Annotated in this window: 7 protein-coding genes; 1 reads left to right on the top strand and 6 read right to left on the bottom strand. The window is 32.9% G+C overall.

Going from position 1 to position 13216, the window contains the following annotated elements:
* Positions 1-16: 16 nt before the first annotated feature.
* The 5 genes from AB3G33_RS06250 to AB3G33_RS06230 all read right to left on the bottom strand — a co-directional run bounded on the left by AB3G33_RS06250 (position 17) and on the right by AB3G33_RS06230 (position 8648).
* Positions 17-1483 carry a glycoside hydrolase family 30 beta sandwich domain-containing protein gene (locus AB3G33_RS06250; protein WP_367773444.1) on the bottom strand — a complete coding sequence of 489 codons (1467 nt, stop codon included), beginning with the start codon at positions 1481-1483 and terminating at the stop codon, positions 17-19.
* An 11-nt stretch (positions 1484-1494) separates the two neighbouring features.
* A complete protein-coding gene (locus AB3G33_RS06245; RefSeq protein WP_367773442.1) occupies positions 1495-2958 on the bottom strand; it encodes a glycoside hydrolase family 30 beta sandwich domain-containing protein in 1464 nt (487 codons plus the stop codon).
* Between the two features lie 169 nt (positions 2959-3127).
* Positions 3128-3991, bottom strand: coding sequence for a PKD domain-containing protein (locus AB3G33_RS06240; protein WP_367773441.1), 864 nt, complete (start codon positions 3989-3991; stop codon positions 3128-3130).
* Between the two features lie 17 nt (positions 3992-4008).
* Positions 4009-5526, bottom strand: a complete 1518-nt coding sequence (locus tag AB3G33_RS06235) for a RagB/SusD family nutrient uptake outer membrane protein (RefSeq protein WP_367773439.1) — start codon at positions 5524-5526, stop codon at positions 4009-4011.
* Positions 5527-5540: 14 nt separating this feature from the next.
* Entirely contained in the window at positions 5541-8648 is a 3108-nt protein-coding gene (locus tag AB3G33_RS06230) for a SusC/RagA family TonB-linked outer membrane protein (protein WP_367773437.1), read from the bottom strand.
* Between the two features lie 319 nt (positions 8649-8967).
* Between AB3G33_RS06230 and AB3G33_RS06225 the strand changes: the two genes are divergently transcribed.
* Positions 8968-11841: a triple tyrosine motif-containing protein gene (locus tag AB3G33_RS06225; RefSeq protein ID WP_367773435.1), complete on the top strand. Its 2874-nt coding sequence runs from the start codon at positions 8968-8970 to the stop codon at positions 11839-11841.
* 62 nt (positions 11842-11903) lie between these two features.
* Here the strand turns inward: AB3G33_RS06225 and murF are convergent, their stop codons facing one another.
* On the bottom strand, positions 11904-13187 hold the full coding sequence (murF, locus tag AB3G33_RS06220) for a UDP-N-acetylmuramoyl-tripeptide--D-alanyl-D-alanine ligase (protein WP_367773433.1): 1284 nt from the start codon (positions 13185-13187) through the stop codon (positions 11904-11906).
* Positions 13188-13216 lie beyond the last annotated feature (29 nt).

The following is a 13216-nucleotide window of genomic DNA, read 5'->3' as shown; positions in this document are numbered from 1 at the left end:
GTGTTTTAAAATTTCATTACCATGCATAGGTTCCCACTGAACCTGCATCTAGGGAAGTTGTTATCCATTTTCCATTGAACTTAATATTAAATAAGGTGTTAACAGTACCGTCATTCTCAACAATTAGAACCTTTTTCCCTTCGGGAGTTATAAAAGCCACATTATTTAAATCACCACTAACATTACTTCCGATTCTTATAGAACCAGCCGGAACAAATTTAGAAGCGTGAGCAATAATATAATAAGCAACATTACGTTCCAAACTTTCACTAGAATTAACGGTTATGGCACCTTTACAAGTCGAACAACCCCCAGAGGTGTGTGGGCCAAAAGAACCTGAATTTGCTAGGTTCCACTCTAATGCATTTCTACTCCAATTTCGCATAGAACCAATGATTATATTTTTTAAATGCCATTTTAAATCTCCTTTAAAATCACCCGTAGAAGCCGTAAATTGTTCCGTAAAATAAATGCTTTTAGTTGGAAAAGCATCGTAAACCATAGAAAGTGCACTAATATCTCCAGCATATAAATGAAAAGCAGTTCCATTTACAAAAGCAGCTGCATCAACATCGCTTAATACGGTGTTAGCATATTGTATATTATCACAATTATGATCATAAGCAATAATTTTTGTAGTGATGTTTGCTGTTTTAAAAGCGGGTCCCAAATTTGTTTTAATGAAATTAGTTTGTTCTATTGCTGTCATCTCCATACTTGGATTGTTCCCTCCATGCAAAGGTTCATTTTGAGGAGTAATCGCATCGATTGTAATTCCTTCCCCTTTCATTTGTTGAATGTATTTCACAAAATATTGTGCATAAACTTCATAATATTTTGTTTGCAAGTGTCCTCCCATAAAACTGTCTTTATCTTTCATCCAAAGAGGCGCTGACCACGGTGTTGCTACAATCTTAATCTTTGGGTTAATCAATAGTATTTCTTTCAATAAAGCAATAACTCCATTTCTGTCAGGATCCAAGCTGAATTTTGCTAAAGCCAAATCAGAATCCCCAGTTGGTAAATCATTATAGGTAAATGGAGTAGCATTCATATCCGATGCGCCAATACTTATCCTGATATAACTGACCCCAATTGCACTTTCACCAGATCCGAATAATTCCTGTAAAAGGTCATTTTTCTTTGAAGAAGTCAGTTGATTAATGACATCTGCACTACCCCCAGTTAAAGTATAACCAAAGCCATCAACTGTTTGGTATTTTTGGGCTTCATTTACTTCTATACTAGCATAACCGTTAGCCGAAGTTCCAAACCCCAAGACACCTGTTTGTTTTTGAAGTTTTACGCTTTGATCTCCTTTAGTCAACCAAAAATCAACTTCATTAACCACTGTCACAGGAGGTACTGGTGTTGGCGGTGCTGGCTCTGAACCACTATCACTTGATGAAGAACATTTTACTTGCAGAACTATTGCCGTTATAAAAAAGGTAATCTTAAGTACTCTTTTTAAATACTGATTCATATTGTTGTTTTTTAGTAGACTAATGTTTGAATAGCATGAGCTGGGATTTGCACTACTGTTTTCTCTGAAGCTACAAATAAATTATAGGTGACTTTTTTGTCACTTTGATTCATTACAATAGTGACCATTTTACCATCTGTATTCAAAAAAGAAGTACTTAACAAACTGCTTCTGCTAACTGCTGTACTTACTCTTTTGGCATCAGGACGAATAAATTTTGAAAAATGTCCGATGTAATAATAGGAAGGAGTATAGATTAATTCTCCTGTATTAGTATCCGCATGAATCGGTGCAAAACAGAAATTTCCAACATGATTAGGACCACCATTTTGATCCAATAAGATATTCCAGTCCGTCCATCCTACAGTTCCATTATTAAAATCATTAATCATAGAAATGCCATAACGCTCTGCATTAGGCCAAAATTGATATTTTTTAGCATCGAATTTTTCAATGCACCCTTCAGTAAAAAGTAATTTTTTATCTGGATATGCTTCATGTACTTTGCGTACATTATCAAACATTTGCGCTCCACCTGCCCAAGTTTCATACCAATGAAAACCCATACCCCAAGCATATTTTGAAGCTTCAGGATCAGAAAAAATAGTATTTGCTCTTTGATTCATTAAATCACGATTGTGGTCCCAAACCACAATTTTTTTATTACCAAGGCCCTCTTTTGCCATTATTGGTCCCAGAAAGTTTTTCAAGAAATCGCGCTCAGCTTCAGCTGTATATACACAAGACTCCCACGTTTGGACCGCCATTGGCTCGTTTTGTATGGTAAGCCCCCAAATAGGCATGCCTTCTTTTTCATATGCCTTAATAAATTTAGCATAATAACTAGCCCATGCTTGATAAAACTCTGGCAACAAAATGCCCCCTTTTAGCATATTATTTGTGCTTTTCATAAAAGCTGGTGGACTCCAAGGAGAAACATAGGTCAATAATTTCCCTCCAGCCGTTTTGATTGCTTCTTTTAGCATGGGAATACGAAATTGTCTGTCGTGCTCAATAGAGAAAGTCTTCAAAGCAGTATCCCCTTCCTTGATATAAGTATAACTTCCACTACTAAAATCAGAACTGTGAATTGTTGTTCGTAACAAAGAATAACCAATTCCTTTGTCTTTATCATAATATGCATTCATGAGTTCCTGCTGTTTATCTTTGGATAATTTAGCATAAACTTCAGCACTAGCATCAGTTATTGCGCCTCCAATTCCCATGAATTTTTGAAAAGTTTTAGATGGTTCCACAAAAACTGAAATTTCTGTTTCAAAAGGTTGTCCCGCAGGCATAAAAACTAAATTATCTGTGGGAGTTAACCTTAAATCCGTACTATCTGCAGTAGTATATACCGTTATTTTTTTTCCATTAGTGATAAATCCTTGCTGTTCTTTTTTAAGCGAATGCTGTTGTGCAAAAGCAGTAAAAGAACAGAATAAAGCAATGACTTTCAAGCTATAATTTTTCATTTATTGTTATTTTTTAATTAATAATTATTTGATAATAAAAGTCTCAAAATAAAGACTCTAAGTTACAAATAAACGTAATGTTTTATTTTAGTTTTAAAAAAATAGCCCATAATCAAATGAGAATGGGCTATTTCACCAACTTAAAATTCAAACCTAACCTAACTTCCCTTTAATTACTGCCTCGCATTTCAACGTTAGTTATTGAAATTCCAGTAGTACCAATGTTTTCACCACCACATTTAATTAATAAATAAACGGTTCCCGCTTCAGTAAAACGAACCGTATTTCCAGATCCAACACAACCTACAGTTGATAATTTACCTGAAAATACAGCTGTTGCGCATCCGTCCCAAGTACTCAATCCCATTCTTCTTCCATCTGCACTATAATCTGTGTTTTGAACTGGTGGTGTTTTGGAAACATATACTTCAAACCATGTATTTATAGCTCCACTACCAAATACTTTCATGTCAATTTTATAATCTTTGTTGGCTTGTACTTGGACTGCTTGATAAATTCCTTGCTGATTCCATCCCCCACCTTTTACGGTAGCACTTCCTTCATTAAATGACCAACTCGTTCCCGAATCACTAATTTTTAAAATAGTCCATTTATCATGATCTGTTGCGCTTTGAAATTTTCCGCCTTGAATAATATTCCCCGCGACTGGGTCAGAAGTTGCAACTACAATATCCTTAGTGGTTGCATTCATAGCTCCACCTTTACCAATTGCAGTATGTGTTACCGTATAGGTCCCAGCATCCGGAAAAAATACGGTTTCAATCATTTTGCCTGAAAAAGTACCTTCCCCAATATCCCATTTTGAAGCAATTACATTTGCTTTCTGAGCACTTAACGTAAATTTATTTGAAGCTCCTTCTACAGGCGTGACTGTAAAGGAAGCATCCACATTAGCATCAGTAAGACCATTACCGACACCAACTGCATCAGGTTGACAACTATTTAGTGAACATAATGTAGCCAAAGCAAACATTAGGTAAACGCCTCTATTTAAAACTATTTTTAATTTCATCTTATTCATTTTTAATATTAGTTGTAATTAGGATTTTGAACAATTTTAGTATTTTCCAATTCTTTCAAAGGAATAGGCCAAATTTCATTTTTACCAGTTGTAAATCCTTTACTCGCTAATGCGGCAGCTGCTTTTCCTGTTCTTACTAGGTCAAACCAACGATGACCTTCTCCTGCGAGTTCTAATCTTCTCTCGGCTAAAACAGCATCCATAGAAACAGGCACAGAGCCCAAGCCTACTCTTGCTCTAACCGCATCTAATAAAGCTTGTGCTCTTGCTCCAGTTGCACCAAGTGCTTCCGCTTCCATCAAATACGTATCAGCCAAACGGATTGCATATACATTTTGCTTATAATTTAAAACTGAAGCGCCTCCACCTGTAGAAACATCTGATGTTAATGGCATAAATTTTTTCAAAAAGTAACCTGTGTCTTTATATCCAGGAGAATAATCCGCCTGTCCTGCCGCTTTTAATGCTTTCATATCAACAATGGTTGCATCAAAACGAGGGTCTGATTTTAAGGCATCATACAAATTTTGAGTCACTGTATTGAAACTCCAGCCCGAAGCATAATCCGGAGCCGTAGAATTAGAAGGTCTAGAAAAACTCCTTGGCCCAACCATTACATTAACACTGTTTCCTTCATCTGATCCTGATCCCCAATTACCCCAATCTGCATTACTTTTATCTGTATGGGTAATTTCAATAATTGCCTCTGAATTAAACTTGTTATTTATAGTCCACAAATCTGCAAATTTATTTAGCAATTTATAACCATACATACTCGTGCCCCCTGGTGTTCCATTAACTGAAGCAAATGCAGCAGCTGCTTGAGTATTTTTCCCTTCATATAAATATACTTTTCCTAATAAAGCTTGAACTGAACCTTTAGAAAAACGTCCTCCTTCATTTGCTACATCACTTATTGTATTAGGCAAATTAGGTAATGCTTCTGTCAAATCTTTTTCAATTTGAGCATAAACATCATCTGAACTAGCTTGTAAAACATTATATATTTCACTAGTAGCTATTGGTTCAGTAATTAATGGGACATTCTTAAAAGTTCGCACTAATTCAAAATAATAATAACCGCGCAAAGCCTTAGTTTCAGCAGTAAATCTTGCTTTAGTTGCATCATTCATCGGCACATTAGGCAATTTTTCAAGTAGAATATTTGCTCTAAAAATACCTTGATAAAAATCATTCCAAAAACTAGCAGGAATTGTAACTGGGCTTATCGAATAATCTGAAAAAGATTGAATTCCGGTACCATCAGTTGCACCACCACCACCAGCATAAAAGTCATCTGATCCTGCATTTAACATACAAATCATATTCTCAAATCCTTTTGACTGTTTCCCTAAAACGTCATATACGGAAACCAGACCTGAATAAGCTTCTGTTTCGTTAGTATAATAGTTGTCTTCTAATGCTGTCCCTTTTGGTTCCACATTTAAAAATTCCTCACTGCATGATGTTGCTGTAAAAAGTACAACAGAAGCAATAAGTGAAAATTTTATATTTTTAAGTTTCATAATAATATCTTTTATTAAAATTGTAAATTAACACCTAACATGAATGTTCTTGCTTGCGGATAAAATCCTCTATCAATTCCCATTACTCCTCCACCAATTTCAGGGTCATATCCTGAATATTTTGTGAAAGTGAATAAATTTTCGGCAGTTAAATAAATTCTAGTTTTGCTTAAACCTGCTTTACTAATAGCGTCGCTTGGCAAAGAATACCCTAACTGAATTGTTTTAAATCTTAAATAATCACCATCTTCAAGATAAAAATCAGAAGGATTATTAAAGTTTTTATTCGTGTCATTTGTAGTCAATCTTGGAAAAGTATTTGAAGTTCCTTCTCCTGTCCAACGTCCTAAAGCTGATGTTTGAAAATTGGCATTCCCAATATCTAACCTACGTAAACCTTGAAAAATTTTGTTCCCACTTGCTCCTTGGGCAAAAACTAATAAATCGAAATTTTTATAATCTAAATTAATAGTAAAACCAAAAGTATATTTAGGAATTGGACTACCTAGGAACTCTCTGTCATCTGATGTGATCTTTCCATCACCATTTACGTCTTTCCAACGGAAATCTCCAGGTACAGCATTAGGTTGAATTAATCCACCATCTGCATTAGTATATTCATTAATCTCTGTTTGATTTTGGAATATCCCTGCCGTTTTAAAACCATAGAAAGCATTATATGGTTGCCCCACTTGAACTCTTGTAATAGGGTAAGTACTTGACTGAATAGTTTGCCCACCAGATAAGAAATCAATACCGTTCCCTAAATAAGTAACTTTATTATCTAAATAGGAAACATTCGCATTAACGGACATATTTACTTGACCAATTTTTTTACGGAACCCCAACTCTAAATCAATACCTTTATTTTGCATATCAGCTACATTCCCAACAGGATTTCCTGTAGAACCCACATAACCAGGTATCAAAACATCTTGCAAAATACCTGTTGTCTTTTTATCATATAAATCTAACGAAAGATTAAAATTTTGAAATAATGTAGCATCAAATCCTATGTTAGTTTGACTTGTCTCTTCCCATTTCAAATCAGGGTTAGAAGGAGCATTCGGACTATTACCTATAGTTACAGAACCCGAATTCCCAATAGTGTAATTTCTTCCACCTCCAATTGTAGCTAAATATCTAAAATCACCAATAGCATCATTACCTGTAACGCCATAACCACCTCTAAATTTCAGTTGATTAACTACATTGTTTTCCTTCCAAAAATCTTCTTTTGAAGCTACCCAACCTAATGAGAATGAAGGAAAAGTTCCGTATCTATTATTTGATCCAAATCGCGAAGAACCATCTCTACGAATAATACCCGTTACCAAATATTTTTCTTTATAATCATAATTTAATCTAGAGAACAACGATGTTACAACATGTTCTGATCCAGTATACGCGTAAGAGTCAATCTGATCTTTTGGAACACTATAATTAAATGAAGCATCTTTATAGCTAGTAACAGGAATATTATAATACGTTACACCGCTCCCACTAGTAATATTATCAACATAAGCACCCTGACCAACTAAAATACTGAAATTATGACTATTGATAAGTTTAGAATAAGAAGCTATATTTTCTATATTCCAACCAAAGCCAGTATTTGTACTTCTTGATATATTATTTTTGGCTACAATATTTGAAGCATTCAAATAAGATATTGGAGTAAAGCTTTCACTACCCCAATAAGCTAATTTTCCCCCAAGAGTAGTTCTAAATTTTAAGCCACTTATTGGCTCAACTTCTAAATAAGCATTACCAACAAAATTGTCAGACCAACCATAATTCCCTAATCTTGTTTGAATATACGCCAATGGATTAGACATTTCTTGACCCACAAAAGAGGAAATACCATAAGGATTACCATTAGCATCTCTAATTGCACCTGTATTTGTGTAAGGAGATTGATTTGCAAGAACTGGATCTCTTTCCACAATTGGTGTCAATGGATCTAAATTGATTGCAGAACTTAAAGGTCCTCCAAATTCACTATTAGTATTTCCTAACCCTACATTTTTCTCTCTAGAATATCCCAATGTTTGACCAAAAGTAATTTTCTTAGTGATTTTATGTGTGGAGTTTAACCTAATATTTTTTCTGATATAGTTGGAGATATCAGTAGCGACAATTCCTTCTTGATCCAAAAGACCAAAAGACAAATAGAATGTTGATACTTCATTTCCACCACTTAAACTTAATTCATGTCCAACACGTTTTGCATTATTATTAAAAATCGCTGATTGCCAATCGGAACCTACACCAAATGATGCTGGGTTTGAAAATTTAATATCTCCACCACCTGCTACTGAAGCCTCATTCATCAAAGTGGCATATTGAGTAGCATTTAATAAGTCTAATTTTCTAGCAGGAGCCGATATTCCAGTGTAACCATTATAATTGACACTGATTTTTCCAGATTTCCCTTTTTTTGTTGTCACAAGAATAACACCCGTCGCTGCTCTTGCACCATAAATAGCTTGTGAAGCAGCATCTTTCAACACCTCTATTGAGGCAATGTCAGATTGATTCAAATAACCTATACCACCAGCGTCAACCACTACTCCATCAACAACCCAAAGTGGCTCATTGTTTCCGAATGTAGTAATACCACGAACTCGAATAGTTGCAGAAGAACCAGGTTGTCCAGAGTTTGCGGCTATTGTCAAACCAGAAACTCTACCTTGTAATGATTGCTCAACTCTTGTAATTGGCAAATCTTCTAAGTCAGAAGCTTTAATGCTTGAAATAGCTCCTGTTACAACACTCTTCTTTTGAGTACCATAACCTACAACAACAACTTCATTCAAATCTTGAGATTGTGATGTTAATTTTATAACCACTTGAGAACGCCCTTTTATTGATTCTTGAACAGTTCCATAGCCAATATAACTAATAGCTAAAATACCATCTGAAGGCACTTGCATTTGAAACTTTCCATCAAAATCTGAAGAGGCTGATTTTGAAGATCCCTTTAATAAAATCGATGCCCCAGGAATTGGCATACCACTTTCATCATTTACTATTCCGTTTACCACAATGTCTTGCGCTTGTGCGTAAATCGAGAATAATAGAGATGAAAAACAAAAAATAAGTAATTTTGTTAATTTCATTTTTCTATAAATTTTGGTTAATTATTTAGTAATTTGAAACAATAGTAGGGTTATTTTTTTTTTATTAATATTTATTAATCACTACAAAAACACATCAAAGCCAAATAACTAACTAAACAAAAACACATCAAATAAAAATTAAAACTTTAATTAACAAGAGTTTACAAAATAACAATAGCTGTTATCAAAAAGTTAAATCATTAAATAAACCCTACAATTATTAAAATTGAGGTATTTTAGCTAATAATCTCGTTTCACATTACAAAAACTAAGACTTTACAGCTGTCATTACAACTTATAACGAGCCAATACAATAATTATGAAATCTTCAAAATTCTACGTTTTTTTTGCTTTGTTTTTATTTTTCACAACGATAATTTTTGCACAGGTAAAAAATATTGGACTGCCAGATATACGCAATTATAAAAGAACCGATTACAAAGGAGGAACGCAAAACTGGAATATTGATCAAGATAAAAACGGCAATTTATATTTTGCCAATAACAATGGGCTTTACCAATTTGATGGAACATCGTGGAGAAAATACATTTTACCAAATTCCACTGCTATCAGATCTTTAAAAATAGATAACTCTGGTAAAGTATATGTAGGGGGATATAATGAGTTTGGTTATTTCAAACCTAATTCAAAAGGAAAAATGGAATACGTTTCTATATCAAAATTGATAAATAAAAAGCAAGTCAAGTTAATTGATTTCATTTGGAAAATACACATCGTTAATAAAGCAATTATCTTTCAATCCTTTGGAAGAATCTATAGTTATAAGAACAATCAACTTAAAATAATTGAAGCTCCTAATAGATTCCAATTTTCATTCCTAGTAAACGACCACTTATACCTTCAAGAATCTTCTCTTGGAATAGTAGAATACAAAAATGGTGTTTTAACCCCCTTAAAAGGCACTACAGATATCAATAATACTGAAATTTGGGGAATGTTCTCTTTGCCAAACAACCAATTACTAATCACAACTTTAACTAAAGGGCTTTTTATATATCAAAATGGAAAAATGGCCCCTTGGAATACGCAAGCAAATTCCTTTATTAAAAAAAATAGCTCTCTTGGTGGAGTAAAAATAAAAGACAATTATATACAACTAAATTCCGTACTAGATGGAATTATAGTATGTGACCTAAACGGGAAGATCATACAACATATTAATCATACTAAAGGCCTACAAAACAACACTGTTCTAACTTCATTTATTGACAGTAAAAACAACTTATGGCTTGGCCTAGACAATGGAATTACTTTTATAAACGAAAGCTCTCCAATTACTTATCTCGGGTTCAGTTATGGATTAAGTACTGTTTATGCTTCAGCACTATTCCAAAATAAATTATATGTAGCTACAAACCAAGGTGTATTTTATCAATCTTGGGAAAATACAATTAGAGAAGATTCATTTAAACTAGTAGAAGGCACAACTGGTCAAGCTTGGAACTTACAAATAATTAATGATCAGTTACTATGCGCCCATAACAGAGGTGCATTATTAATTTCCGGAAATAAAGCAATTAAAACATTAGACAATAAAGGTTATTTTGGTTTTAAAGTAATTCCAAATAAAACAAACTTTATAATAGGAGCAAAATACAATGGTTTTGCCATATTTGAAAACACAGCAAGTGGATGGCAATTTAGAAACAAAATCGAAGGTTTTGAAAAATCAGCGAACACTTTTGAAATAGATGCCACGAATTTATGGCTAAAAAAGGATGCTGTTTTATATAAAATGACTTTATCTCAAGATTTAAAGAATTTTGAAAACATAAAAACATTCGAAAACCTATCTAAAAAAATAAAAGGAATAGGAAGTATTCATCATTTAAAAAATAACATATTCTTTCAAACGAATAATCATTTTTACCAATACTCAAATCAACAAAAATCCTTTACTGAAAACAAATCTGTAAGTTCCATTTTCAAAAATATTCCAAACATCAATTCAATAACCGAAGATAAATATGGCAACATTTGGTACGTATTTAATGAGTCACTGGGTATGTTGAAGCTGAATAAAAAAGGGCATTATCAAAATAAAGTAGCAGAGTTTTCGAATATGACAGGGAACCTTGTAAATAATTACCTATCGGTTACAACAATAGATCCTTCAAATGTTTTTATTGGACTAACCTCTGGTTTAGCGCACTACGATCCCAATATTACTAATAATTTAAAAATCAAACCAAACGTATTTATACGTAGTTTTTCTTTTTCGAGAGATACTTTGGTATTAGGAAATGGTAATAAAACAATAGAGAATTACGAAATTCCATACTCTTCTAACCATGTCCGATTTACTTTTTCATCCCCTACATACGACAACATTGAAAGCGTAGAATATTCCTATCAATTAGCCGGATTTGACAGCAAATGGAGCAATTGGTCGACTATTTCAATAAAAGAATATACCAATTTAAGAGAAGGTGATTACACCATGAAATTAAAGTCGAGAAATAGTTTTGGAATACAATCTGAAGTAGCCATTATTAATTTTTCTATTTTGCCACCATGGTATAGACATTATCTAGCCTATTTAGGATACCTTCTACTTATTATTATAGCAATCTATTATATTCGTAAAAGGGTTCAAATGAAAATTCGTAAAAACAAATATTACGAAACCATCGAACAAAGGCGATTATACCTTGAAAAAGAAACGAAAATACGTCAAGAACAATTTGACCTAGAAAAAGAGATTGAAAAATTAAAAAATGACAAACTTCAAATTAAGATCTTAGCAAAAGATAAAGAGCTAGTAAACAACTCTTTACAGGTTGTGAAGAAAAACAAAATTTTAAACGGGATAATTCATAAACTAAAAGACATAAATATTGATACATTAGATGAATCGACAAAATCTCAATTTACAAAATTGAACAGAAGTATTACAAAAGAAGTAAATGCAGATAAAAGCTGGAAAGATTTAGAGAAACACATTAAAAATGTACATTTTGATTTTCTAAAAAGATTAAAAGAAAAATACCCGACAATTTCACCGCGAGAATTAGATTTATCAACTTATTTACTGATGAATATGTCAACCAAGGAAATTGCCGAAATCATGAATATTTCTAATGGAGGTGTTGAATTAGCCAGATACCGTTTAAGGAAAAAATTAGAACTTAATAAAAAAGAAAATTTAATAGGTTTCTTAATGAGTATATAAAATAAAAAGGATATTATGACGTACATAATATCCTTTTTTAAAAGATGAGTAATAGTTTTTTACTATATAAAATCCAATGTCCTTTCTAATGCCATTCCTCTTGAACCTTTTATAAGGAGGGTGCTGTCTATAATTTTGGTTGTTTTTAAATAATTTGAAAAAGTATCAAATGAGTCATAAAAATAAAAATTACTTTTATCTATTCTAGTGTCGTAAAATGCAGAACCGATAAAAAAACATTGAATAGAGTTTTCTTCTAGTAGGGAGTCCACTAATTCCTTATGCTCTTTTGCACTTTCATTGCCCAGTTCAAACATATCTCCCAAAATCATTATTTTATTTGGCTTTTCCAATTGTAAAAAATTAGAAATAGCCACAGCCATACTACTTGGATTTGCATTATATGCATCCAAAATAATTTCGTTAGTCTCTTTTAACAAGAGTTGAGATCTATTGTTTTCAGGAATATAACTCTCTAGCGCTTGTTTTATAGCTATATTTTCGACTCCAAAGAACTTTCCTATTGCAAGTGCTGCATTCAAATTATTAGCATTGTAAAGCCCTATCAAATGAGACTGAATTATAATGTTCGAAAATTCAATTTCCACAAAAGGATTTGCTTTAACTTCTGCAATACATACATCAGCATTTTCTTTATTTAGACCAAAAGAAAAGGATTTTAGCAACTTTGATTTTTCAACTTGAATTGGATCTTCCAGATTTATAAAAGCTAATTTATCGTTTTTTGCTAAGTATTGATACATTTCACTTTTCCCTTCAATTACGCCCGCAACACCTCCAAATCCTTCCAGATGTGCTTTCCCAAAATTAGTAATATATCCGTAATCAGGTTTAGCTAATTCACATAAAAATTCAATTTCTTTTTTATGATTAGCTCCCATTTCAACGATTCCAATTTCAGTTTCTGAAGTAAATGACAATAAAGTTAAAGGCACTCCAATATGATTGTTGAAATTCCCTACAGTGGCTTTTGTATTGTATCTTTTTGAAAGCACAACTTGAATTAACTCTTTTGTAGTAGTCTTTCCGTTGCTACCAGTAAGAGCTATAATAGGTAACTTTAAATAGCCCCTATGAAATTTAGCTAATTCTTGTAAAGCCACTAAACTATCATCAACAAGTACTGTTCGCTCATCAATATAATAAGACTTATCATCAATAAGCACATAAGAAGCTCCTTTTTCTAAAGCTTCGCTAGCAAAAGTATTCGCATCAAATCGCTCCCCTTTTATGGCTACAAAAAAAGAATTAACACCAATCTTACGTGTGTCAATTGAAACCGATTTACATTTTAAAAATAAACTATGAATGTATTGGATATCCATATAAAAAGGATTAAAAAAAGCAAAAGCCC

It is taken from the genome of Flavobacterium sp. WC2421 (assembly GCF_040822115.1).
GTDB lineage: Bacteria > Bacteroidota > Bacteroidia > Flavobacteriales > Flavobacteriaceae > Flavobacterium.
The sequence above is the reverse complement of the archived record's forward strand: the minus strand, read 5'-3'. Positions and strand labels throughout refer to the sequence as shown.

Excerpts from the sequence above, each read along its gene's own strand:
- AB3G33_RS06240 (WP_367773441.1), bottom strand. The coding sequence starts at position 3,991 with ATGAAATTAAAAATAGTTTTAAATAGAGGCGTTTACCTAATGTTTGCT.
- AB3G33_RS06250 (WP_367773444.1), bottom strand. The coding sequence starts at position 1,483 with ATGAATCAGTATTTAAAAAGAGTACTTAAGATTACCTTTTTTATAACG.
- murF (WP_367773433.1), bottom strand. The coding sequence starts at position 13,187 with ATGGATATCCAATACATTCATAGTTTATTTTTAAAATGTAAATCGGTT.
- AB3G33_RS06235 (WP_367773439.1), bottom strand. The coding sequence starts at position 5,526 with ATGAAACTTAAAAATATAAAATTTTCACTTATTGCTTCTGTTGTACTT.
- AB3G33_RS06225 (WP_367773435.1), top strand. The coding sequence starts at position 8,968 with ATGAAATCTTCAAAATTCTACGTTTTTTTTGCTTTGTTTTTATTTTTC.
- AB3G33_RS06230 (WP_367773437.1), bottom strand. The coding sequence starts at position 8,648 with ATGAAATTAACAAAATTACTTATTTTTTGTTTTTCATCTCTATTATTC.
- AB3G33_RS06245 (WP_367773442.1), bottom strand. The coding sequence starts at position 2,958 with ATGAAAAATTATAGCTTGAAAGTCATTGCTTTATTCTGTTCTTTTACT.